The organism is Haloferula sp. BvORR071 (assembly GCF_000739615.1).
In the GTDB taxonomy this organism is placed as follows: domain Bacteria; phylum Verrucomicrobiota; class Verrucomicrobiia; order Verrucomicrobiales; family Akkermansiaceae; genus Haloferula.
Map to the genome: position 1 here is coordinate 350,196 of NZ_BATP01000007.1, position 24,029 is coordinate 374,224.

General features: G+C 64.2%; 15 protein-coding genes. 3 read left to right on the forward strand and 12 right to left on the reverse strand.

The features are described from left to right. Positions 1 to 9 precede the first annotated feature (9 nt). Positions 10 to 738, reverse strand: a complete 729-nt coding sequence (locus BV071_RS06770) for a 16S rRNA (uracil(1498)-N(3))-methyltransferase (protein ID WP_052572988.1) — start codon at positions 736 to 738, stop codon at positions 10 to 12. 200 nt (positions 739 to 938) lie between these two features. Here BV071_RS06770 and BV071_RS06775 point away from each other — a divergent pair, with 200 nt between their 5' ends. Next, positions 939 to 1,658: a hypothetical protein gene (locus tag BV071_RS06775; protein WP_265594154.1), complete on the forward strand. Its 720-nt coding sequence runs from the start codon at positions 939 to 941 to the stop codon at positions 1,656 to 1,658. A gap of 74 nt (positions 1,659 to 1,732) precedes the next feature. Here the strand turns inward: BV071_RS06775 and dnaJ are convergent, their stop codons facing one another. The 7 genes from dnaJ to BV071_RS06810 all read right to left on the reverse strand — a co-directional run bounded on the left by dnaJ (position 1,733) and on the right by BV071_RS06810 (position 8,164). Continuing rightward, on the reverse strand, positions 1,733 to 2,866 hold the full coding sequence (gene dnaJ, locus BV071_RS06780) for a molecular chaperone DnaJ (RefSeq protein WP_035603733.1): 1,134 nt from the start codon (positions 2,864 to 2,866) through the stop codon (positions 1,733 to 1,735). A 5-nt stretch (positions 2,867 to 2,871) separates the two neighbouring features. Then, entirely contained in the window at positions 2,872 to 3,420 is a 549-nt protein-coding gene (gene grpE / locus BV071_RS06785) for a nucleotide exchange factor GrpE (protein WP_035603736.1), read from the reverse strand. A gap of 145 nt (positions 3,421 to 3,565) precedes the next feature. Continuing rightward, positions 3,566 to 4,678: a PAS domain-containing sensor histidine kinase gene (locus BV071_RS06790; protein WP_035603738.1), complete on the reverse strand. Its 1,113-nt coding sequence runs from the start codon at positions 4,676 to 4,678 to the stop codon at positions 3,566 to 3,568. Next, on the reverse strand, positions 4,675 to 5,466 hold the full coding sequence (locus BV071_RS06795) for an alpha/beta hydrolase (protein WP_035603741.1): 792 nt from the start codon (positions 5,464 to 5,466) through the stop codon (positions 4,675 to 4,677). Before BV071_RS06795 ends, BV071_RS06790 begins: the two co-directional genes overlap by 4 nt. Before the next feature lie 162 nt (positions 5,467 to 5,628). Further along, positions 5,629 to 7,062 carry a GAF domain-containing SpoIIE family protein phosphatase gene (locus tag BV071_RS32590; RefSeq protein ID WP_052572989.1) on the reverse strand — a complete coding sequence of 478 codons (1,434 nt, stop codon included), beginning with the start codon at positions 7,060 to 7,062 and terminating at the stop codon, positions 5,629 to 5,631. 15 nt (positions 7,063 to 7,077) lie between these two features. Next, positions 7,078 to 7,614 carry an STAS domain-containing protein gene (locus BV071_RS06805; protein ID WP_075090851.1) on the reverse strand — a complete coding sequence of 179 codons (537 nt, stop codon included), beginning with the start codon at positions 7,612 to 7,614 and terminating at the stop codon, positions 7,078 to 7,080. Positions 7,615 to 7,702: 88 nt separating this feature from the next. After that, the gene (locus BV071_RS06810; RefSeq protein ID WP_035603748.1) at positions 7,703 to 8,164 is read right to left on the reverse strand and encodes a hypothetical protein; all 462 of its coding nucleotides are present in this window, start codon (positions 8,162 to 8,164) and stop codon (positions 7,703 to 7,705) included. Between the two features lie 135 nt (positions 8,165 to 8,299). Here BV071_RS06810 and BV071_RS06815 point away from each other — a divergent pair, with 135 nt between their 5' ends. Together BV071_RS06815 and argH are read left to right on the forward strand one after the other, a co-directional pair. Then, complete coding sequence (locus tag BV071_RS06815) at positions 8,300 to 8,803, forward strand: Fur family transcriptional regulator (protein ID WP_035603751.1); 504 nt, start codon at positions 8,300 to 8,302, stop codon at positions 8,801 to 8,803. 215 nt (positions 8,804 to 9,018) lie between these two features. Then, positions 9,019 to 10,371, forward strand: a complete 1,353-nt coding sequence (argH, locus tag BV071_RS06820) for an argininosuccinate lyase (RefSeq protein WP_035603753.1) — start codon at positions 9,019 to 9,021, stop codon at positions 10,369 to 10,371. A gap of 86 nt (positions 10,372 to 10,457) precedes the next feature. Here argH and BV071_RS06825 read toward each other — a convergent pair whose 3' ends face one another. The 4 genes from BV071_RS06825 to BV071_RS06840 form a co-directional block, all read right to left on the reverse strand. Then, positions 10,458 to 17,270 carry a hypothetical protein gene (locus BV071_RS06825; protein ID WP_035603756.1) on the reverse strand — a complete coding sequence of 2,271 codons (6,813 nt, stop codon included), beginning with the start codon at positions 17,268 to 17,270 and terminating at the stop codon, positions 10,458 to 10,460. A 208-nt stretch (positions 17,271 to 17,478) separates the two neighbouring features. After that, positions 17,479 to 22,491, reverse strand: coding sequence for a von Willebrand factor type A domain-containing protein (locus BV071_RS06830; protein WP_035603759.1), 5,013 nt, complete (start codon positions 22,489 to 22,491; stop codon positions 17,479 to 17,481). Between the two features lie 58 nt (positions 22,492 to 22,549). Continuing rightward, positions 22,550 to 23,122 (reverse strand): sigma-70 family RNA polymerase sigma factor, encoded by a 573-nt coding sequence (locus tag BV071_RS06835; RefSeq protein WP_081885841.1) that lies wholly within the window; start codon positions 23,120 to 23,122, stop codon positions 22,550 to 22,552. A gap of 273 nt (positions 23,123 to 23,395) precedes the next feature. Next, the coding region (locus BV071_RS06840) for a serine protease (protein ID WP_265594156.1) at positions 23,396 to 24,029 on the reverse strand (634 nt) is incomplete at its 5' end.

Here is a 24,029-nt window from a genome sequence, read left to right on the forward strand (position 1 = left end):
CCGTTAGACCTACGTAAATGCGTATCTGAGGGCCGAAATTCCAAAAAATGCAGCGGTCTCCGCACGCAAGACAATGGGGCCCAAAGTGGCCGCCTGATAGCCGGCCGCAATGACAGCAGCGACCTCTTCCGGGGTGAAGTCTCCCTCCGGGCCGATCAGCAGGGTCACCCGCTCGGGCATCCCGGCAGCGCCAAGGATCTCCCGCAGGGGCCGGGCACCCGGGTAAAGCGAGGCGACGATTCCCAGGCCACCCTTTGCCTCGGGAAGCCATTCTTGGAAGCTTTTCGCTGGCTCCACCCGGGGAATCAGGTCTTGGCCGCACTGCTTGCAGGCCTCCAGAGCGACCCGCTGCCACTTGGCGGATTTGCGATCGGCGTCGTCCTCACCCACTTGAACCACGGTGCGGCGGGTGATCAGCGGCTGGATCGCGGCAACACCGAGCTCAACCGCCTTTTGAACGATGAGATCCATGTTTTTTCCCTTCGGGACCGCTTGGGCCAGAATGATTTCTGGTTTCAGCAGAGGGATCTGCTTGGGCTCGCCCAACTGAAGCTCGATCTGATGTTTTGAAACCGCCTCGACCGTGGCCGCGGCGGAGCGGCCGAGGCCGTCAAATACCGTGATGCTATCCCCTGCCCTCAGGCGCATGACTTGGGCGGCGTGTTTGGCCTCCTCTCCGGTGAGGACAGCTCGCGGGGCGGCGGACCAAGACTCGGGCGGCAGGTGGAAGCGGGGCACGCGAGGAGCAGAAGACCCCAGGGAGGAAGTTCCAAGTTCCAAAGTGGCTCGAGCAGCAGGAGCCCAGCGGCTTGCGCAAGCCGTTGAAGGTCAGGATTTGAAAATTTTTCACATTTCCAGCCTAGGCACAATTCCGGCCAAGTGTTATGCAATTGAGGTCGCCGGACTCATCACCCACCTATCTAGCCGCCACCCAGGCCATGTCCGACATCACCCGTTACCGATTGCACCGGTCCTGCATATTTTGGGCCGGGATTGCGCTGCTGCTGTGTCTGGGCGGAGCGTGGTGCTACTCGTGGCGGCAGGTGGTTGCGCTGCGCCACGGTTCCACGACGGTCATGCACGCCAGTGGTGGCTTCACGGTGACCCACAATCCCTTTGAGGAGAAATCCTGGGAGTTCTACCGCTCGGCCCCAGCGGAGCGGGTGCAGAGCATCCACTGGTCGCTTTTCCAGAAGCCCTATTCGCTGGCAGGCCAGGGTCTTGCCGCAAGCGGGCTCAAGCTGCAGCCCCGGACGCTAGAGCAGTGGCACCGCAGCTGGATCGCGACCTATCCCGCGGGGGTCTCGCTGACTTTCGTACCGGATTGGTTGATCGCGGTTTCGCTGCTTCTGCCGTGGGCCGGGATGATCGCCTGGCGGCTGCGCCGCGTGGAGCAAGCCGAGCCGATGGCGTGGATGGCCAGGGCCGAGCGGTTCGCGGAAGCGGCAGCGGCCAAGGCCCCCACCGTCAGGTCGGCACCCACGATTGAGCCGCCGCCGGTCCCAACGCGTGCCGCCTTGGAAGCGCGCGAGCGGAAGAAAAGCATCTGGGCAAACATCGTGCCCCGCGGTATCGCGATGGCTCCGGGATCGCCTTGGAATTACGCCGGAGTGCCGCCGCTGACGGACACCCCGATGCCAGTCCAGCGGGAGAGCTGAGCGGCCGGGCGGCAGGACCACCCAGCTACTAGAAAGATCGTAGATGGCAGTCTCCTGCCCTCCCGCGGCCCGCCCTACAGGTCGAAAAAGCGCCGGGCCTTCTGGAAGAAGGATTCCTGCATCGGGGAGTTGTGCTCGCCAATGGACTCGGAGAAGGAGCGGAGCTTGTCCTGCTGCTCGGAGTTGAGCTTGGTCGGGACCTCGACTTGGACGCGCACGTGAAGGTCGCCCTTCCGGTGGGTGTTCAGGGCGGGAACGCCGCGCTCGCGCAGGCGGAAGAGCGTGCCACCCTGAGTGCCCGCGGGGATCTTGATCGAGGCCTTGCCGTCGAGGGTCGGAACCTCGAGCTCACCGCCGAGGGTGGCGGTGCTGAAGGGCATCGGCACTTCGCAGAAGAGGTCGTTGCCCTCGCGCTCGAAGACGTCGTGCTCCTTGACGTGGAGGAAGACGTAGAGGTCGCCTGCCGCGCCTCCGCGCACGCCAGCATCGCCGTTGCCGGTCGAGCGCAGGCGGGTACCATCCTCGACCCCTCCGGGAATGCGGATCTTGATGCGGCTGGTCTTGTGCTTGCGGCCGTCGCCGCCGCAATTGCCGCAGGGATCGGTCACGGTCTCACCCGCGCCCCGGCATTCCGGGCAGGTGGTCTGTTGGATGAAGATGCCGGCTTGGCGCGCGACTACACCGCGACCGCCGCAGCTGGTGCAGGGCTTGGTGCCGCCGCCGCTTTTGGAACCGCTGGCACCGCAATTTCCGCAGGGACCGAAGTGTTCGATCTCGAGCTCCTTCTCCGCACCGCGGGCTGCTTCTTCCAACGAGATTTCCAGGTCGTAGCGCAGGTCACTGCCGCGCTGCTTGCCGGAACCCTTGCGCCGGCCGCCACCGAAGAATTCCTCGAAGCCACCACCGAAGGCGCTGCCGAAGATCTGCGAGAAAACGTCCATCGGATCGTGGAAGCCGCCGCCACCACCACCGCCACCACCTTGGAAGGCGGCGTGGCCGTAGCGGTCGTAGGCCGCACGCTTGTCCGGATCGGCCAAGGCCTCATAGGCCTCGCCGAGTTCCTTGAACTTGTCCTCGGCCTCGTGGTCCCCCGGGTTCTTGTCCGGGTGGAACTTTACCGCAAGCTTGCGGTAGGCCTTCTTGATCTCCTCCGCACTGGCTTCGCGGTTGACACCCAGGATCTCGTAGTAGTCGCGCTTCGATGCCATGGGGATCAGTCTTCGCTAGGGGCCTTGGCCACCACCACGGTGGCCGGACGCAGCAGGCGGTCGCGCAGCATGAAGCCGCGGCGGTGGACCCGCAGGACCGTGCCATCCGCGACGCCTTCCGCCACTTCCTGCGACACCGCCTCGTGAATGTTCGGGTCGAAGGGCTTGCCCTCGGCCGGGATCTCGGTGACGCCGTTGTTGGAGAGGAAATCGTTCAACTGGCGGCGGACCATATCCATGCCGATGTAGATCATCGACGACTTGTCCTGCGCCGCGGCGAGCATCCCCATCTCGAAGTTGTCGATCACCGGCAGGAGATCTTCGAGCAGGCCTTGGTTGGCATAGCGGATCGCGTCCTCGCGCTCGCGGGCGGAGCGCTTGCGGAAATTGTCCAGATCGGCGGCGGTACGCACCGCCAGCTCGCGCCACTTCATCACGTCCGCCTCCAGCTCCGCGTAGGGATCGCCCTCAAGGTTCTCACCTTGGGCTTGGGCTGCCTCGGCGGCGTTGGGGTCCAGCGTGTCCGTGATGTCGGGCTCGTCCTCGGGAGTCATGCGCGGCGTTCCTGCCACTGGTAAGGGCTGGCGTCAACCCCGCGAAACCCGGTTTTCCGCCTGCAAAGGTTTGGAGGGCGGGAAGAAAAGCCGCGCCCCGATCCGGGTAGTGCTGGCCTAGGAGGCTGGATCTCGCCCCCTGCGGCTATCTCAAAGGCATGCGGAAGGTGAAGCAGGTCTCCGCCCCCGTGGACGAGGCTTCCAAAGTCCCCTCATGGGCCTTCGCCACTTCCGCGGCAATGTAGAGTCCTAAGCCCAGTCCGTTTTGGCTGGATCTCACTTCTTCGCGCGTGAAGGGCTGGAAGAGGACCTTCAGGGTTTCCGGGGAGATGGGCTTGCCCTGATTACACACGCACAATTCGAAGTAACCATCTGACAAGGATGAGTGGATTTTCACCGACTGGTCCTGCGCCCCGTGGACCAAGGCATTGGCCACCAGATTCGAGGCGATCTGAGCGACGCGGGCGGGATCGCAATCGACCTGCAGCGGTCCGGCGATCTCCACCTCAATCGTTTTCTTGGGATGGGCGGTCCCGAGTTCATCGATGACGTGCCGCAGAACCGGCTCCAGATCGACCAAGGTCCGGTCCAGCACCATGCCGCCACCCAAACGGGCCCGCGCGAAATCCATCAGGTTTTCGATCAGCTCGGACATGCGCTTGGCACTGCGGTCCATTGTTGCCAGCAGCTTTTGCTGGCGTTCGCTCAGGGTGGCATTGGCCAGGATGACAACTCCCATCGTGATGGCGCCAAGCGGATTGCGTAGATCATGGCCAAGGGCGGCGATGAACTGCTCGCGCAGGACGGCGGTGTCGCGTTCGCTCAGCAGGCTGTTCTCGGCGAGGTTTTTGGAAGCGAGGAGGTTCCGTTCATAGCTCCGTCTTTCGCTTGCCCGGTAAGCCGTCAGCCGGGTGAAAAGCAGCTCGCCTGCTGCGTTGCGGCGCTCGACGGCATTGACCAAAACCGGCAGGCGGGAGCCGTTCTGGCCTACCAGTTCCAAAGCCACCTCATCGAAATGACCCTGCATCCGCAACAGCGGGGCCAGATGCGTCTCCAGGAAGATCTTCCCGCCGATCGTGAGGAGTGACGAAAACCGCAGTCCCTTGAGGTCATCTGCTGCCATTCCGAGCCAGCCCGCCAAGCGCGAGTTGGCTCTCAGGATTTGGCCGTCGGCGGCAATGGTCGCGTAGCCGCAAAGCGCGTTCTCAAAGAAGTCTTCGAAATCCTCCACCAGGCCCCCTGACTCCTCCTGACTCATAGAAAGGACCGGATCGCGGCAATGGTTTCCTCCGGGGCGCTCAAGTTCGGACAATGGCCAGTGGCCTTCATCACGACCAAGGTGCTATTCGGCAGCCGGGCATGGACGTAGTCACCCACGCATAACGGCGCGATCACATCGTCCGAGCACTGGAGAATCAGGGCAGGGAGATCCACTTCTCCCAAGATTTCACGGGTATCCGAGAGGAAGGTGGCGCGGGCGAACTGTTTCGCAATCTCGGGATCGGTCCGGCAAAAGCTCTGGGCGAGTTCGTCCCCCAGTTCCGGGCGCTCCGGATTGCCCATGATCACCGGGGCCATCTCCATGGACCATCCCATGTGATTGCTCTCCAGCGATTCAAGCAGCTCGCCGATCTGATCGCGCGTGAAGCCCCCGGTGTATCCGTCCTCATCGATGTAGCAGGGCGAAGGCCCTACCAATACCAAGGCGCGGAACATTCCCGGAGCCTGGATCGACGCCATGATGCCGATCATGGCGCTGACCGAGTGCCCGACGAAGACCGCGTCCTTGAGGCCCAATTCCCTGCCGATTTCGACAAGATCGCCGGCGTAGCCTTCGAGACTCCCGTATTTGGCTTTGAGGTAGGCTCTCAAGTCGGAGCGCCCGGCACCAACGTGATCAAACAAGACCGTCCGGTATTGGTCCTCGAAGGCCGGTGCCACCAAGCGCCACATGTTTTGGTCGCAGCCGTAGCCGTGTGAAAAAACAATCGCCGGGGCATCCTTCTTCCCTTGGAGAACGACGTGGTTGCGTTCAAGCACGCTCAATTCTCCCGCCCTTCTACTGCATGGATACGGACAGACACACCGTCTTATCCGCCGTTTTCCACGCCCGCGCAAGAGCCGGGTCAGCGCAGTATCAGGAGTTTTTGTTAGGGTCGGTTTATAGATAGCCGTGAGCACGCCAAGCGGTCCGACACCCCACAGCCTTCACCGCTTCTCCATCGCCACCAAGGTAATATCGTCCGCCTGCTTCGCCTCACCCACGAACTTGGCCAACTCCTTCTCGACACTCTTGATCGCCGCCTCAGCCCCGAGCGGAGCATTCTCGCGAAAAGCATCCCGCAGGCGGTCCATCCCGAATTCCTCCCCCGCGGCATTGGTCGCTTCCTTCACGCCATCGGTGTGGAAGAGCAGGCAATCGCCCGGATTCATGTGGATCCGGTGGGCCTTGGTGACCCGCTCGAAGACATCGCCGCCATCGATTCCCAGCGCGAGGCCGGGCGGCTTGATCAGCACCACGCTCTTCTCCAGCGCCCGATAGAGCAGCGCGGGGTCATGGCCGGCGCGGGCAAGGTCCACGTCGCCGCTCTCGCCGTCGATGATGGCGTAGAAGAGGCTGATGAACATGTCCTCCTTGATGTCCGGGAAGATCTGGCGATTGACCCGGCCGAGGGCCTCCGCCGGGTTATCGTGGGCCCCGGCGAGCGAACGCAAAACGCTGCGGCACATGGCCATGATCAGGCCCGCGGCGACCCCCTTGCCGGAAACGTCGGCAATCACCACGCCGTGGCGGCCATTCCCGAGCTCCAAGTGGTCGTAATAGTCACCGCTGATGATCCGGGCGGGAACGTTCGTGCCGCTGACGCGGTAACCGGGGACCACTGGATCACCGGGCGGGAGAAGGACGCGCTGGACTTCGCGGGCATTGCGCAGTTCGCCTTCGATTTGGCGTTTCTCGCTGGCCTCGCGATGGACGAGGGCGTTGCCGATCGCGAAGGCCGATTGCTCGGCAACGGTCCGGAAAACCGCGAAATCGTTCTGGGTGAAGGGCGGGTCGTCCTTCGGGCGGGTCACGGCGAGAATGCCGAGGTCCTTCCCGCCATGGCGCAGCGGCGCGATCATCACGGTCACCTCGCAGCCAGGGAGGCCCGCACCGCGGAAAGCCTCATGGGCGGTCAGGTCGCGGATGTGCAGGGCCTCGCCCGCGGTGAGAACAGCCCCGAAAACTCCTTCATCCGCAGGCACTAGGGCAAGCCGGAGGTGACTGTCCAAGGCCCGGCGGTCGGTCGCCGCCTTTTTGCGGATCTCCTCCGGCAGGCTGACCAGCGGCGGGCAATCGGCGGAAAGGTAGCGTGGCTTGAGGTGCTGGCGGGCATCGTCCAGCAGGTAGAGCGCCCCGCCACGGGCCGCGACCACCTTGATCACCCCGTCCACGATCAGCCGGTAGAGGCCGGTCATGGTGGTATCACTGCCGATCGCCGAGCCGAGGTCGTGAAGAAAGGCGAACATCCGCTCTTCCTCGCCCACGACGGCCTTAATCTCCTCGTTCTTGGACCACAGCTGACCCTTCAGCCTACGGAAAACCACCATCAGGCCGATCAAAGCGATCGCCAGCAGGAGGTAGGGAATGAAGGGCGGCATCTCGACGCGGCCCCTTTATTCGGCCTTTCTTTCGCCTTCGGCGACCTCTTTTTCGAGGATTCCGACAACGCCCGCGAACTTGCGGGCGTTTTCCGCATTCGCGGCGGAGAGGATTTTATGGGATTCCAGCACGTGCTTGGCCCGGTCCTGGTTTCCAATCGGGTGGCCCAGCTGGTAGGGCTCCAAGTGGGCCCGCACCTCATCCGCATGGCCGCGCCAGAGGGCTGCCGGCGGATCGATCTCAAGCAAACAGTCCAGTCCGAGGTCTTCGAGCGAGGTGCGGTTGCGCTCCCCTGCTCCGGCCACCTGGACCCCGCCGCTAGCGCCGAGCTTCGACAGGCGGGCCGAGAAACTGGCAAGCTGCCCCATGAAGGTGGAGTCCATGCCGGTGCAAGCTTCAAGGTCGATGACCAGACATCGTTCTCCCTCGGCGATGCGACTTTCGGCGCACTCCTTCATCACCGGACTGGTCACGAAGGAGCCTTTCCCCTCGCAGCGAATCCAGGTGAAGCCGTCGAAAATTCCGACTAAAATAGCGTTTTCTAAACTCACGGAGAGGGACCGAACCTACTTGAGACCGGGTTACATTAAATTCCGCCTAGGCATGCGGTCAACCGTGCATCGCGGGTAAAAGGAGCTTTTATCGCCACAAATACGACTGGCGGGAGGCAACCTCGCGGCCTTCGCGGTAAAGTTTGCAGCGCCAAGCCAAGATCTTCCCCCCTTTCTGGTAGTCTTGGCCGATGATGGCGAACTCGGCCCGTCCCTTGCTTTGGCCCGCGGGGATGTCGTGGGTCATCTTCTTGACCCGGCTGCCGGTGAGGCCCTGTTGGAACTCGAAGACGATCTTGCCGGGGCCGCTGCCGGATTTGTCGTTGTAGAACACGGTGTAATAGTAGCCGAGGCGCTCGCCTTGCTCCTTCACGCCGATCGCGCCGTGCATGCGGCGCTGGTATTCACCATGGATCATCGGGTCGTCTCCCTCGTCGGAGCTGCCGATCTCGCGGATGTGCAGCGGGCGGATGTCCAGGACCCGCGGGGCGCCGCAGGACAGGAGGGCAAGTGCCGGTAGCATCACCGCGAGGGGTTTCCAGAGCTTCATCTGCCGCATTCAAGCAAGCCCCCGCGCCTTGCCAACCCGGAAGTGCCGGTCTCCAACAATCCGCCCGCGACGACGCCGTCACTTGGCGCGCTTCATTCTTTCCCGCGGCGGGGAAGTCCCCTTAAGCTCGCCCTTGTGGAACAGGCCATCCTCGACCGACTCGACATCTTCATCCGCAAGAAAGGGCTGCGGCGCACCCCGCAGCGCGACGCAATCGTGCGCACCGCCTTCGCCAGCGATGAACATTTCACCTCCGAGGAGCTCTTCGACCGCTCACGCAAGGCCAATGCCGGGGTCTCCCGCGCCACCGTCTACCGAACCATCTCCCTGCTGGTGGAGGCCGGGCTGCTGCACGAAATCGACCTCGGCGGCGACCTGAAGACCTACGACCCGAATTTCGTCGAGAAGCCGGCTCACAATCACCTCGTCTGCATCGATTGCGGCAAGGTGGTGGAGTTTGCCGACTCCCATCTGGAGCTGCTGAACGACTGCCTGACTCGCCGCATGGGCTTCCGCCCGGTGCGGCAGTCGATCAAGATCGAGGCCTGCTGCGAGCAACTCCGGACCAAGGGTGTCTGCCCGAACCTGATCAAGGCCCGGGTGACCGGGAAGCGGCTGCCTACGCAGAAGCGGGGCTGAAAGTGGCGCGGCCTCTCCAGAGCCGCGACCGGGTGGGTGTGCGCTTTGCCGGGAAGCTGGCGAAGCAGTGGCGTGTCGGCGACTAGAGAAGGCACACCTCCGAGCTTAGCTGTCGTTTTCTCGTCTCGTGGATCGCACGGTCGCGACTCTGGAGAGGCCGCGCCACTTCATTTTCCCTTGCCTCCTCCCCGCCCCTGCCCGCTACTTCCGCCGCCATGTGGAAAGGCCGTTTTGCCAAGGATACCTCCTCGCTCGTCCAGGAATTCGGGGAATCGATCAGCTATGACTGGCGGCTTTACCCGCACGACATCGCCGGCTCGATCGCCCATGCCCGCGCGCAGAAAACCGCCGGGCTGCTGACTCCGGAGGAATTTTCCCAGATCGAGGCCGGCTTGCTGGCGATCAGGGACGACATCGAGGCCGGCAAGTTCGAGTTCAAGGCCTCGCTGGAGGACATCCACATGAACGTGGAGTCGGAGCTGACCAAGCGGATCGGCGCGGCGGGAGCCAAGCTCCACACCGCTCGCTCGCGCAATGACCAGGTCGCGACCGACACCCGGCTCTATACCCGCACCGAAATCGAGCTGCTGCTGGAAGCCCTCAGCGGGCTGCAGGATGCTCTGTTAGACCGTGCCGAAAAGTATGCCGGCACGGTGATCCCGGGCTACACCCACCTGCAACGCGGCCAACCGGTGACGGTGGGCCACCACCTGCTGGCCTACGTGGAAATGCTAGAGCGCGATAAGGGCCGCCTGAGCGACGCCCGCAAGCGCCTGAATATCTCACCGCTGGGCTCGGGTGCCTTGGCCGGCTCGACGATCAATCTCGACCGCCGCGCGATCGCCGCGGAGCTGGGCTTCGATGGCGTGACCACCAACTCGATGGATGCCATCGCCGACCGCGACTACATCGCGGAGACCCTTTTCGCGATCGGCCTCTGCGGCGTGCACCTCTCGCGCCTGAGCGAGGACCTGATCCTGTGGTGCACCGCGGAGTTCGGCTTCGTGGTCTTCTCCGATGCGCACACCACCGGCTCCTCGCTGATGCCGCAGAAGAAGAACCCGGACGTCTGCGAGCTGACCCGCGGCAAGAGCGGCCGCCTCGTCGGCAACCTGATGAACATCCTCGTCGCCGTGAAGGGCCTGCCCCTCACCTACAACCGCGACCTCCAGGAAGACAAACCGCCGCTCTTCGATTCGATCGACACGCTCAAGCTGATCCTCGCGGTGAACACCGAGATGATCGCCGCGATGGAGATCCGCGAGCAGCGCTGCCTAGCCGCCGCCAGCGACCCAATGCTGCTCGCCACCGATCTGGCCGACTGGCTGGTGAAGCAAGGCGTGCCCTTCCGCCACGCCCACGAACTCGTCGGCAAGGCCGTGGCTGAATCCGTGCAGAGCGGAGTTCCGCTGGACCAGCTCGACCTCACCAAGATCGATCCCGTTTACACCGAAGACGCGAAGTCAGTCTTCGACTTGCAGCGCGCCCTCGCCGCGCGGACGAATCCGGGAGCACCCTCGGTCGAAAACGTGAAGTCCGAAGTGGCACGCTGGAAGGCGAAAGCGTAGTCATCATCCTTACCAGTCCCGCTTGGGACGAAAAACGCCCTTCCACGCGCAATTGGCATGGAAGGGCGTCGATGGAATGACCGGCGTTATTTGGTGGAGCGCTTCATCACAAACCGCGGTGCCAGGATGAAGCCCACCAGCACGCACACGATCAGCGCGTAGAACCATCCGCTCGTCTGATCCGGCTCGATGTCGAGCTTGAGGACCATCGCGTCGAGGCCGTTCACCTGCACGCTGCGCTTGAAGTCGAGGATCGTGCCGCTCGCCCCCAAGGTCACATCGAGCGCAGCCGGTGCCGGATCAGCAGCGAGCCGCTCGGCCAGACGGTTGCCCATTGCCTTCATCGCCGTGTTTTCATCAAGGCTGTTGCCTTCCAACAAGCGGTCGAACTGCTTCGGATCATAGTTCACATTGCCTTGCAGCAGCGGGTTCTCCAAGGCAGCGCGTTCAAGCTGCTTGTTGCCGGCAGCGACCTCCGAGCGGTTGTCGAGATACATGCGCTGGCGGCGGGTGTTCAGGGCCAGGGTCGCCTGCTGGGCCTTCAGATTGCCGAGCTGCACGCGGGCGTCCTCGTTGGATGCCTGGTCGAGCAAGCCATTGCTGGCAGCCTTGCTCAGCGCCTCGCCGGCCTTGTCCTGCTCGCCTTGGCGCAGCCACTCGTTGGCTTGTTCCAGCAAGGCCACGGCATCCTTCTTCCCGGCGGCACGCTTGCGGGCAATGAACTTGCCGTAATCTTCGATCCCCGGCGCTGCCTTCTGGTCCTTCAAGTCGAAATCGCCTTCGCTGTCCTTGAGGTGCCAGCCCTTCGGCAGAATCACCCGCCAGGAGAGATCCTCCAAGGGCACATCAAGACGCGGCCCGATCAAGGTAAGCCTGCCCGGCGGCGTGGAATAGACGAAGCGCACCGAAGCCGGGCGATCACCTTCCGGCGCGGGATAGACGTGGAACTTCCACTTGTCGCCATCGCGGACCAGCGGCACACCGCCTTCGTTCACCATCACGCTGAAGAGCTTCGCGTCATCCGGCAGAGTCAGGCTCAAGGTCCCCTTCTCCGCGACCTGCACGGCGAGGTCCACCGCAGTCAGCGCGGTGCCCTTCGGCGAGACCAAGGTGGTCAGCGAGCCCTGCTGCACGCGCAGCTTGAGGGCTTCGGCGATCTCATGGCGCTTCAGCGTCAGGGCCAGCGGCCCTTCCGGCTCGGCAACGCGATAAACCTCCACCGGCGCAGAGCTAGCCTCGCGCAAGGCCTCCGTCACCTCCGACCACTCGCGGCGTGTCCAGCCGCGCGGCGTGTTGCGGTTCACGATCTCCAGGCGCCCGCCGGTACGGATCGCCACGAAATACGAGAGTTGCCGTACTTCCGCCAGCTCCAGCGGAGCAATCTCCACACTCTCCCCGGAAGTCTGGCGCTGGAACTCGATGTCCACCGTCGCCGCACCCGTGATTCCACGCTGGAAGCGGATCTCCCAGAGATTCTCCTCACCCGCGACCGGCACGAAGTCACCCACCGCCGGACCACTGGCGCGCACCGTCGCCGCAGCGCTGGCATCGAGCCCGGGGATGCGCACCCGCAGCGACTTCATCGCCGCGTTCTCGATCTTGTAGATCAGGCGGGCGCGGGACAATGTCTGGCCTTCACGCAGCGTCACCTCATGCAGCACCTGAGCGGTCACCCAGGGATCTAGCTTGGCGATCGCCAGGGACAGCGCCCAATCGGACTGCAGCAAGCGGAAGGCCAAGGCATTCGGACGGCTCGCTCCAGACTCCCGGGTATCGAGCACCGAGACCTTGTCGCGATTCACAGCACGCACCTGGAAGCCGCGGTCGGGCACGATCGTGAGCGTGCCGGTCTGGCGGGAAGCCTCGCGCAACAGCACCCGCGGAACCGACCAATTCGCCTGAGCCCCGGGAGACGGAGCCACCAGCGCGATGGCAAAGGCCTGCTCGCCGATCGTGCGGCCATTCAAGTGCAGATTGAGCACCCGCGCCTTGTCCTCCTGCGAGTCCGTCCAGTCCGCCAGCGATGGACCGGTGACCGACTCGATCTCGAAGCCCGCCGGAATCTCCAGCGCCAGCTTGAAGACACCGGCCCGGGTGATCGATGCCGCAAGCTCCACTCCCAGCACCATGCGATCCTCGCCCAGCGACAGCGTTTGCGTGGTAGTAGCGCGGATCTCCGGCGCCACCGGCGTGACCTTCAAGGTAAGGCTCGCCTCCCCGCCGGCATGGCGGAAGGAACGATGCACCACCGCCAGCGGCTTGCCCTCGCGATCGCGCGGCAGCAGCGTGGCATTGAAATCATCCAGGTTCACATCGTTCATGCCCTTGGCCACCACCGACTCGGCCTGCGCCTCATCGCCGAAGGCTAGGCCCACCAAGCCAACCGAGCCCGCCGCGCCCTTCACCTGCAGTGGCGACAAGGCCAGGTCCACCGGCAAGGCCGCAGTGCCGCGCTGCGTCGCCACCGAGACCGTGAAGGGCTGATCCTGCGCCGGCTCAATCGCGATCTTCAGCTCGCGGGTCTCGGGATTGAAGCGCCAGCTCCCCGCCGGACCACCCGCAACCTCGCCCACCGTGAAGCCCTCAGGAATCACCGCCACCAGCTCACGCACCACGCCACGCGAGGGACGCACCGCGATCAAATGCCGGCCATTCACCACACCCGGACCGGGCAGATAGAGATCGGAGATCTCGACATAGAATTGCGTCTGCTCGCTGGCGGCATCGCGCTGCTTCGGGCGGGCGCGCAGCACCGTATTCTCCGCGGGTCGCAGCACCAGCTCGGCACCACTCTCACCTTTGGCATCCAGCGGCACCACCTTCGCGGCTTGTGGCGATTCAAAATCCCAGCCCTCCTGGTTCCAGTGCACTGCCACACGCTGTACGGCGGCAGGTCCTGATGGCAGCGCCCATCCGCCCTGCGGATTCGGCAGCGGCATTTCGAAGGTGGCCTTGCCGGTCTTCTTGCCCTCGATGGTACTAATCAAATAGTAGGCCTCTTGCTCGCCGTAGGGAGCCTTCACCACCCGCCAACCATCGCCGGTGAAAGCCGTCAATACCGCCGGGGGCTTGAGCAGCAGGAAGCGTTCGTCGGCCTTGCCGCGAGCTTCCACCGTGATCTCGCCGCTGAGGCGACCGGAGACGATCCGCCAGTTGTGGGTCATCGATTCCGCCGCAGTTGCAGACTCTATTGGAGCCGGCACCGGTGCCTGGGCGCGGAGATCACCCAGCATGCAGGCGAAGGCTATCAGGGCAGTGGCAGCCACTACCGGCGGCTTGCGCCGGACAAAGGTCGCAAGTCCCGGCAGCACCTTCACCAACAGCAGCACCACACCGAAGCCCACGAAGAAAGGCACCGCGCCCATCCGCTGGGCCAGCACGCCAAAGGCGATCAGGGCCAAGCCACCGGGCACCGAGTAGGCCGCATGGCGCGAACGCATGAAGGCAAAAACCAGCAGCGCGATCCCGGCGAGGATGAAGAAGATCCCCCAGCCATTGATCAACGCGACCCAAGGCGCGACATTCCGCAACTCGATCGACAAGGGCTCGGAGGTCGGCACCGCCGGCATCGCGAACTCAAGCGTGCCGAGGTTCACGCGCCGTTCATGGAAGGCACGCATCGCCAGACCAAAGGAGCCGACCACCGCCACCACGAAGACCAACACCGCCAGCGGCTGCAGCTTCGCGAAACGCTGCAAGAAGAGGCCCAGCGCCGCCGCCAGCAGCACCAGCGCGGCCGGCGTGCGAGCCTTCGCAAAGATCCACTCACTGCCGCTCTCGGTAAGTACTGGCAGCACCGGCTTGATCCCGCTGCCGCGCGGCACCAGGCGGCGGTTTTCATCACCGCTCACCTTCCATTCGCCGAAGACCAGCGGTGCTCCCAGAGTAGGTGCAGCCAGCACCGGACGGGTGGCGCTGTTGCTGGCCATGCCATAGCGGATCACCACATCCACGGGATCATTCGGGTCCGCCTTCGCGGGCAGCGGCACCACGGTTTCGTTCCCGTCCTCGCGGGCATTCACGGTCACGCCATCCACGCTGGCTTCCCACAGCTTCGAGTTCTCCGGCAGGGTGACACGCAGGGCGGAGCGGCCGCGCGACTTCACATAGAAGCGCGCATCGGTCACCGCCTGGCCATCGCGCGAGACGCGGCTGGAGAGCTTGGCATGGTCCACCAGCAGGGATTCGGTCTCACCCTGCGGATACCAGGTCACATTCATCGCCAGCACCACGTCCCCGGCCGTGTATTGCCAGGCCGCGATCGTCGGGGAGCTGCTCAGCACCCGGTATTCCGCGGGAAGCTCAGAGGGATCCAGTTTCAGCACCGCGCCTTCGCTGCGGGTCACCGTGGCATTCACCTGCAGCGGGCTGACCACCTGGACGAAGCCACGCTCGGACTGCACATCGAGCGGGCGGATATCCGCCAGCGAGATGTCACCGCCACGCGCACTCATCGGCTGTTCAAAGGTGATCAGCAAGGTCCCGGAGCCGAGCAGAGGCTTGGTCAGGGGAATTACCTTGGTGTCCCCTTCATCACGCTGGTCCTGGCCGACGTTCTGGCCGGTGATCTCGACATTGCCCAAGATCTTCGGAATCCGGAGGCGCCACTGGGTGGCCGGCGCGCCGACCACGAAGTAGTTGATCGCCACGCTGCCGGAGACAACCCCTTCCTTCAGCGAGTAGAGGTGGAAGACGTCCGCCTGGATGCTCTGGCCGAGTGCTTCCACGCGCATCGTCGCGCTCCACGCGCCTTCACGGATGCGGAAGGCCTGTTGCAGTCCAGGCTGCTTCTTGGGGAAATAGTCCGGCGGTGTTTCCGCCAGGCCGGTGGTAGTCGCGGGCACCACGCGGAAGCCAGCGGTGGCCACCACCCCGAGGTAACCGCGCGAGGACTTCGCGCCGGGATAAGTTAGCACCGGCAGCACCCACTCACCGGCCTGTGCGGCCAAGCCCTTCTCAAGGCGCAGGCTGATGAGTTGACGGCCGATCAGGGCCTGGTTGAAAAGGATCTTCAAATCGAAGCGGCCGTCCTTCGCCTCGCTGGCGAGCGAGTAGTCGGCCACCGCAGCACCTGTTAGACCGGCCACCACGAAGTCGGAAGGGATCTGCAGCGTCCACTCGCGCAGGGGGGCCTCGCGGATATCCAGCTCGATATCGGCCAGGATCCGGCGGTCAGTCTCGGCCAGCTCATGAATGGTCACCTCGGTCACCGAAACCTCCGGCAGCACCTGCGAGGCCCGGATCTCATAGCCGTAGTCCGGCGAGGGGAAGCGGTAAACGAAAGCCTGACGGAAGGCTTCATCCGGCTTCGCCCAGGGGAACTGCGCGGGCGAGAGTTGCATCAGCCCTTTGGCCGCGGCGATCTCCAGGCGGACCGCGCCGTCGTTGGCCACGCGCACGAAGCCTCGGTGGCTGAGCGCGCCCTGCGGCGTGAAACGCAGCGGTTGCAAGGTAACCGGAAAGGCGCCGATCGCGGCCTGCGCTTCGATATTGATCTCGCCCTCGACTTCGATGGGGCGGCTGAGGCGCACATCCAGCATGCGGGCGCCGCCTTCCTCGGCGACACTCCACGCCAGCACCTGCGCGCCCTGCACGGCGAGGATCTCACCGGGCCCATCGACGCGGACCTTGATCCCCTCCAGCTTGCCCTGCAGCACGCGGAAGGAGAGCTTCGAGTAGCGCCGCGCAAGACCGGCACCCACGCGGGTATCGGAGACTTCATTGCTGGTGAAGAAGAGCGCGCCATCACCCTCCTGCCGACCGCTCTTCCAGGCGAAGGCAGCACTGCCAGCGGCGGGCAGGAAGCCGGTCCACACATCATTGCGCCGCTCCGGCACCACTGGCATCGAGGGATCGAAGGAGACACCGGCAGGCAGGCCCAGGATCTTCACCGGCACCACCGCGCCGCCGTGAAGCTTGAAATCGACACCACGCCAGTCACCGCGGCGAATGAGCGGAGCTTCGAAGGCGAGTTCGATCGGAAACTTGCCTTCCTTCTCGCCGACAATCTCGTGGACGAAGACTTCGCCCTCCTTCTTCAATCGGGTGTACCAGCCTTCACCGGAGGAGGCTCCGGAAAGTGCCGCATTCTCTAACAGGGTTGTCGCCTCCCCGGCACGACTGACTTGCAACTCACCCCGCAGGATGAAGGAGATGCCGGTGAGATCGGCGGAAGGCGTTCCTTCAAGCGAAACATTCGTGAACTCCACCGGCCGGGCAGCGGAACTCTTCAGGCCAACCGTGACGCGCAGCTTGCCGCTGCCCGTGAAAAAGCGGTCCGGCATCCCTTGCAAGGGTTGCAGGCCCGTAGCCTCGATCACCCGCGCAAGGGCTTCGCCGTCATTCCGGACTTCGATCGTGGAGCTGAATCCAACCGCGGCACCGGCGGATGGATGCAGCAGCTCGAAGGGTTGATTGGCCTTCTCCGCGGAGATTTCGTGGCTCGCGGTGATCGTGAAGGTGAATTCCCTCGGAGTTGTGAGGTCGATCGCCGGAGTGGCGGCTGAATCCAAGGTAATCCCACCCACGCCTGACAGCGGCAGCACCGGCTTGATATCGATGAAACGTCGCCCATCGGATTCCTGGCGGATCGTCCAGGACTGCAGGCCGTCCCCGGTGACTGCGGTGATCTCGCCCTCGCCATTCAGACCGAGCGACAGGACCTCCGGCCGTCCCTGCACCACGCGCAGCTTGGCCGTGATGATGTGGTCGGTCTTGTTAGGGAGGACATTGACCACCGTGGTCGTCTCCGCGGAGAAGAACAGTGGTGCCGGTTTCTCGGCAATCTTGGAGGGGATCAGCACCATCGCCTCGTCCTGGTTGACCTGCGCGGTCGCGGGAGCGACTGGCAGTATCAGGAGAGCCGTAAAGAGCGACAGGAGTCTGCGCGGGGTGGACATGGCGTGAATGGGTGAACGGTTCGGTTCAGGGAGGATATGCCGCCGGGCCGGCGAGCTGTGGTAAATGGAACGTAAAGACTGAATCTGTTAGGATCTAGGCGCGGGCTTCCCGCACTGCATGGATGACCCGCGGAAGTCTTGGCGGTCGCGGTCTTCGCCTAACCCCAACCTGCTTCCGTGTGTTCCGTGGATTCCGTGGTTTGTTAGCTCACTTCAGCTTCTCGATCATCGCACCGAGATCGCTGACGTGCTGGCTGTCCGGATACTTCGCCTTCACCCCCGGGAAGACTTTTCCCAGTTGCTTGAAGTCGAGCGCATCGGAGAGCGGGGCCTTGCGGAGTTTCTCGGCGGCGAAGGCAGCCATGCCGGCGAGCTGGATCGAAGGCGGTGCTTGGTCGAAGGCAGAAGCTTGCGGCTCGTAAGGCATGGTCCAGGTCCGCTCGACCATCTGGCCGCTGGCGGCATCGCGGAAGCGCACGCTGACCTCGCCGAGTTCCCCTTCCCCGCCGGGCAGCGGTTCGATCTGATACAGCGCCACGCCCGCTTCCTCCGCGGCCATCTCGGCGGCATCCACGGCATCGTTGCGGAAGTCTTCCTTGTTCAGGCGGTGCTCCTCGAAGCCGATCAGCTTGTAGCGCGCGACCCGTGCAGGATTGAAGCGGACCTGCACCTTCACATTCTCCGCGGCAGGGCGGAAGGCACCGGCCAGCTGCTTGGCAAAGCCAGTTCCCGCGTCTTCCGCGCGGTCGACGATGTAGTAGCGGCCGTTGCCATTGCGGGTCAGCTGTTCCAGCAGGCGGTCGTTCAGGCCATCGGCACCGAAGCCCGCGGCATCGAAGGCGATGCCTTGCTGGCGCAATTGCTCGACACGGGCCTTGAGCGCTTCCGGGCGGGCATCGCCGAGGTTCGCCGCGCCATCGGTGAAGAGCACGATGCGGTTCTGCGCCGCGGGGTTGAACTGGCGTTTGGCCAACTCTTCCGCAAGCTTGATGCCTTCTTCCAGATTGGTCCCACCTTCCGACGGCGTCCTAGCGATGATCCCATTCAGCTCCTGGGCGCGGGCACCCGGCAGGCGGTCGGCCAGCAAGCGTGGCTGCCGCGCGAAACCGGCGACCGTGATGGTGTCGCCCTCCTTGAGCAGACCCGCCAATTGTGCCACCGCCTTGGTCATTGCTGCCTGGCGGTCTTGGCGCTCCATCGAGCCGGAGTTATCCAACAGCAGCGTCAGGTTGAGCGGCGTCGAGCTGCCACGGCCGGCCGCCGCGGTGCGCACCGCGATCCGCATCAGGTTGCGCTGCGGGATCGCCGGGTGCGCACATTGCTCGGTCACACAGACCACCGGCTCGCCATTGGCAGGCGCAGGGTCGCCGTAGTCGAAGGCATTGTAGAATTCCTCCGGCCGGATGCTCTCCGCAGCCGGTTGCTCGCCGCGATCCAGCGCGGCCTTCGCCAGCTTGAAAGAGGCATCGCTCACATGGAGCGAGAAGGTGGAGAAGGGCTCGGTCGCAGTGGGCACTTCAGCCATCTTGTCGACGATCTGTTCAGCCTGCTTACCCTTCGTACGAGGGCCGGCTTTGAGCGTCAGGAATTGTCCCTTGGTCTCCAGGTCCAGGCCGGTGGTCTCAGTAATCTTCTCGAGCACCTCCGACACCGAGGCATTCTTCAGATCCATCGGGGGCACTTGCAGCCCCTCCACATCGAGGCCGTCCTTGTCCTTGCGGATCGCCAGGCTCAGCCCTTTCTGGGCCGCGGGAGCTGCGGCGTCGGACTCCACGGCTTTGCGGCGCAGGGTATCCAGCACATCGCCAAGATTCGCCTGCTCCACCTTGAATTCAGGAATGACAATCTCCTTGGCCTTGGCAGCCGCATCTCGGGCAAGGGCCTGTTCGCCTTCAGCCAATTGAACGGCCTTGGCTCGCGTTTCTTCGCCATCTGCAACTCCTGCCTTGGACTCCTGGAGTTCCTTGTCCACCGGCGCGGCAGCCGGCGGAACCGAGAGTTCCCAGGACTTGTCGACCTGCGCGAGCAGCTCGGCACGCGTTTGGTCATAAGCGGCGCGGTAGTAGTCAGCGCGGGCCTGCGCCACGCGCTCCAAACCACGACGGGCGGCCTTGTTGTAAGGATCCGTTCGGATCACATCCTCGTAGTGACGGTTCGCATCATCGAACTTGCCGAGATTGTAGGCACCCTCGCCCATGTAGAGACCACGACGCACCTTGTCGACGTTCTCCGTGTGAGCATCGGCAACGGCGGGATTCGTGCGGATCGGATCATCGAGCCATTCCTTCACCTTCGTGGCATCGACGTTATCTGCATCAGCAGCTAGGACATCGTCGGCGATTTGGCGAGCCTCAGGGTATTTACCATGGCGGCGATAAGCATCCGCCAAAGCGGTGCCAGCATCGCCCAAGTGCTGGGTAATGACCCTGCGGCGATCTGCAGTCGCCGGAGCCTCAGGCAGCGACTGTGCCGCCTCCTTGAATTTCCCGAAGGCCTCTTCGTATTTTTGATGCGCATACGCTTCACGACCTTCCTGTAGAAGGCGGTCGGCCTCAGCCACTGTGCTCTGACGGCGGATCATCTCCTTCGAGGCCAAGCTGGAATAGCCACCGTTGTCCCCCTGTTCGGCCTGCTCCGCGGGAAGTCCCGGCGTAGCGGGCGCTGCCGCTCCTTCCGGCTGCACGAGTCGGCCGAACATCGTTTCGTTCGCCGATGCGCCGGCCGGAGTATCGCCATCAAACCAAGCCGTCGTTCCGCTAATCGGCTTGCCCGTCGCAGCCCCACCCATCGACCAAGCAAAGCGATCGCCCGCAGGGGCTCCGGAGCCAAGTTCCGAATAGTAGCCGGGAGTGGCGTAATAGTTGGGAGTGGCATCTCTGCGCTTCCCATCCGCCTCAAGGGCAGCCAGCGAATCCAGCGAGAACTTGTGCGCATCCAGCCCACCGCGCTCCGCGCCAAGGCGCAGGCCGGAATCGTAGTGCAACTCACCTCCCAATTGAGTCTGCCCCAAGCCTTGGAGATCGGAAAGAGAGCCCGCCCTCGAAAGAAACGCGTCTTCGTTGAGGGTGACCGAACCATTCATCTGAATGGTCCGCCCGTCTAACAAGCCAAAGTGCGCCGTGGAGTAGTCACGATCCTGGTCCGTCGGCATCCCGCCCTCCGGGCGTAGCCGGGGATCCTCGATCGGCGGCGTCATGTAGCCATTGGCACTGCTGCCATCAAACAAAGAGCTGTTGTCTTGGAAAGCGAATCCACGCTGCGGACTCAAGGTCGAGAGATCGCCCATCAGATCACCTCGAGCCGCGCCAGGCAGCGCAGGTTCGCCCATCGGCGTCGCCAGCCCGGGCTTCATTCCCTTCTCCCCCGACTTGCCCCCATCGGCGGCGGCGCCGAAATCATCGCTGAACGAAAGACTGCCCGCAGCCGCCTGCGACTTCTTCGTCGCGGCCGCGGCCTCGGCCACCTCCTTGGCGGGTACCACTCCGCGGCCACGATCCGGAAGCCTGCCCTGGGTGCCGTCAGCCGTATCCGGATCGCTCCAAGCCAAATCCTCGTCCTTATATCGCGCATCCGTGTCGACCTTTGCCTCGGGCTGAGGCTGCGCAGTCTCGCGGAAGAAGTAATCCTTCTTGCCCTCCGCGGCCGGCGACTTCGCCAAGCTCGCGGCATCCAATGGCTTGTCCTCCGCCGTGGACAACTTGACATCGCCCTTCGCGCCCGGTTCCGCAGGATTGGAGCCCCAAGACTTCCACGCACCGGTGATGGCCGGTCTGTTAGGATTCTCGAGGATCGCGTCGATGTTGTTGCGGGTGACCACGCCATCTCCGCTGCGCAGGCCTCCCGTCACAATATCGTCCACCGCCGCCAACTTGTTCGCCGCATCCGCAGCCGGCTGGCCAGCCATCGCCGGTCCACCAGGAGGCGCCGGCACCGCTCCCGGCACCGGATTGTTCAGCTCGGCATCCGCAGCGTCGATCTTGTAGCGGACGATTTCCTTGGGCTGCCCGCCGGGGCCTGCCGGGCCACCGCCAGCAGCACCGGAAATAAAGTCGCCATTGTTCGGACTCTGTGCCGCTTCGCCACGAGCGCCCTTCCGTTCGATCGCCGCAATGCTGCTCTTCGCATCCTTGGCCGCATCCGCCGGAGCCCCGATGCTCGCATCAGCTCCGCCGCCACCAAAGCCACCCGCCGTGCGGGCCCCTAAACCACCAGCAGCCCCGCCGCTAGCAACCGAGCTTCCCAGTGAAGGCAGCTCCGCTTCCGCCTTGGCTGTGGCCGTGCTGACAGCCGGTGCCGTCATTACCGCGGGCGGCGGAGTCGCAGGTGCCGCCGGAGCATTCTCCGCCAAGCCCAATCGCTCGCCGACCACCGGCTGGTTCTGCGCCACAGCCGTCTCTTCATCCCGCAACTCGCCCAGTTGCTTCCTCAGCTTCTCCTGCTCCGGAGAAGCCGCGAGCGCCGCGGCCGGACGACTCGCAGGCTTGGCGGGCGATGCACCAGCGCCATGCTGGCCATTGCCCGCTCCTCCTGCCCGTCCACCAAGGCCATCGCTCAAACCATCCTCCGCCGCCAGCTCGGGCAGCGGCGCGGAATCCGGAATCGCATAACTGGACGTCGCGCCTTCCGCGGCCATGCGCCGTAGATTGCCATCAGCCAACGAGCGCCTGCGCGCCTGGCGCTCCGAAAAACCATCCGCTGAACCAACACCACCACCGCCACCCGAAGACGGCGTGAAGTCCACGCTATCCTCAGATGCCTGCTCGCTGTAGACCACCCGCTTCAGCTTCGCGGGCGACGCCGCCGACGGTGCCGGTGCCTTGCTCTCCATCCGGCTCATGAAGACCGGGAACGTGACTATCGACAGGGCCAAACATGCCGCCGCCGCCAGCAGGATCCGCCGCGAGAAATAGCGGTTCACCTTCTCGCTCGAGTAAGCCGTATGGATCACCGGCACATCCGCGCCTAACAGATCCGTGATCTTCCCGCGCTTCTCCGGCGGCAATTGCCAGCTCGGATGCAGGCCCGGCTTGGCATCCGCCGCCAGCAGCTCGTGCAGATCGCGGGTGCGGCGCTCGAAGTCCCGGAGGCGGGGGTTCTCCGCGCAGAGCTTTTCCAGCTCCGCGGCCTCGAAGGGCGAGGCTTCCCCAAGCACCCAGGCCACGATCCGCGCCTGCAGCGCGTCATCGCCAGCAGGCGGCAGGGAATTGGAGTGATCGTTCATGTGATGAGTGATTTGAAATCTGAGATTTGAAATTTGAAATTGCTCCGCAGGAGCCGCGCTACTCGGGGGAGTCGATGCCGAGGCGTCTCAGCCCATCGCCGAGTGATTTGAGCAGATGGTGGAGTTTGTAGCCCACGTTCCCGATGGAGAGTCCGGTGCGCTGGCTGATCTGGTCGTATTTGAGATTCTGGTGGTACTTCAGCTGGATCAGCTCGCGGTCTTCGTCCTTGAGCTCGGCGAGGAGGAGGCGGACGGCCCCCGCGGCCTCGAGACGGGCCAGATGGCCGTCGGGGCCGCGGGCGTCGTCCGCCGCGTCAGGCGCTTCATCGGACGATTCCCGCTTGTGATCGCGGAGATGATTGAGGGCGAGATTGCGGATCGAGCGGTAGAGCCACGCCTTCGGATGGCTCACCTCTTCCCAGTGGGCATGGAGCCTCAGGAAGGCCTCTTGGACGAGGTCTTCTGCGACTTCCCGGCGACCGGTCAGGCCGTGGGCGAAGCGGAGCAAGGGCCCCTCCTCCGCCTCGAAGATCTCCCGCAGGCTTGGCTTGTCCTCTGCGGTCATCGTCGGGGCGGCAGGCACGGGCTCCGGCGGCGCTTCAAGCACGGCTGGAGCGGCGGCGAGGTCCATGCGGGTGGGAACGTGGTCTCATGGCTTTCATGGAGAAGACCCGAAACTGATAGGTTTCTTGGAGAATTTCTCAGAAATTCTCCAAACCTCGGAACAAGAAGGCGATAAATGACTAATTACCAATCACTAATTACCAACCCAGAGTGTGAGTAAGAAAGGCAGGAAGCACTCAGCGCCCGATGAAAGCGCCACCCGCCCCCAAACCCGTCCCCGCCATTCCAGCCAAGCCCTCCTTCCGAAACACACTCCCGTTTAAAAATTAGTGCTTAGTCATTAGTGCTTCGCCTTCCTGTCTTCCACAATGAGGGATCGCAGCCACTCCGGCTCCGGCGCCACCGCCTCCCCCACATATCCCGGCAGCGGTCGCTCCGGCGATCCCGCCATCCCCCACTTCGTCCCCAGCAGGCCCCGCGGACCCACCTCCACCCGCGCATTGATCCCCAGGCAGCGCCCGTCCGGCGTGAACAGCGGCCCGCCACTATCCCCCGAGTTCAGCGGCACATCGTGCCGGATGACCCGCCACCGCGCCCCCGTGCGGTCCTGCTTCAGCCCGGAAATCGATAGCACCCGCCCCGCCGCCGTCCCGCCATTCGGCGTCCCTGCGGAAAGCCCCGACCACCCCGTGATCGCCACCTCATCCCCCGGCGAGAGCTGGGTCACATCCGCCGGATAAAAGGGCAGCAGCGGATCCAGATCGGCATGGATCAGCGCCAGATCCGGCCCCCGCTCATCCGGATCCCCCCGCCACACCACCCGCACCGGCCGCTTCGTCATCTTCCGGTCCCGCGTCGCCAGCACCAGGGTCATCCGCGACTTCTCCACGCAGTGGCTTGCCGTCAGGAAATACCCGTCCCGCGTCAGCGGCACCGCAGAGGAGATGCTCCCCTGCTTCCCCTTCATGCTCACC

Excerpts from the sequence above, each read along its gene's own strand:
- grpE (WP_035603736.1), bottom strand. The coding sequence starts at position 3,420 with ATGACTCCCGAGGACGAGCCCGACATCACGGACACGCTGGACCCCAAC.
- BV071_RS06810 (WP_035603748.1), bottom strand. The coding sequence starts at position 8,164 with ATGAAGCTCTGGAAACCCCTCGCGGTGATGCTACCGGCACTTGCCCTC.
- BV071_RS06830 (WP_035603759.1), bottom strand. The coding sequence starts at position 22,491 with ATGAACGATCACTCCAATTCCCTGCCGCCTGCTGGCGATGACGCGCTG.
- BV071_RS32590 (WP_052572989.1), bottom strand. The coding sequence starts at position 7,062 with ATGCCGCCCTTCATTCCCTACCTCCTGCTGGCGATCGCTTTGATCGGC.
- BV071_RS06825 (WP_035603756.1), bottom strand. The coding sequence starts at position 17,270 with ATGTCCACCCCGCGCAGACTCCTGTCGCTCTTTACGGCTCTCCTGATA.
- dnaJ (WP_035603733.1), bottom strand. The coding sequence starts at position 2,866 with ATGGCATCGAAGCGCGACTACTACGAGATCCTGGGTGTCAACCGCGAA.
- BV071_RS06790 (WP_035603738.1), bottom strand. The coding sequence starts at position 4,678 with ATGAGTCAGGAGGAGTCAGGGGGCCTGGTGGAGGATTTCGAAGACTTC.
- argH (WP_035603753.1), top strand. The coding sequence starts at position 9,019 with ATGTGGAAAGGCCGTTTTGCCAAGGATACCTCCTCGCTCGTCCAGGAA.
- BV071_RS06775 (WP_265594154.1), top strand. The coding sequence starts at position 939 with ATGTCCGACATCACCCGTTACCGATTGCACCGGTCCTGCATATTTTGG.
- BV071_RS06835 (WP_081885841.1), bottom strand. The coding sequence starts at position 23,122 with ATGGACCTCGCCGCCGCTCCAGCCGTGCTTGAAGCGCCGCCGGAGCCC.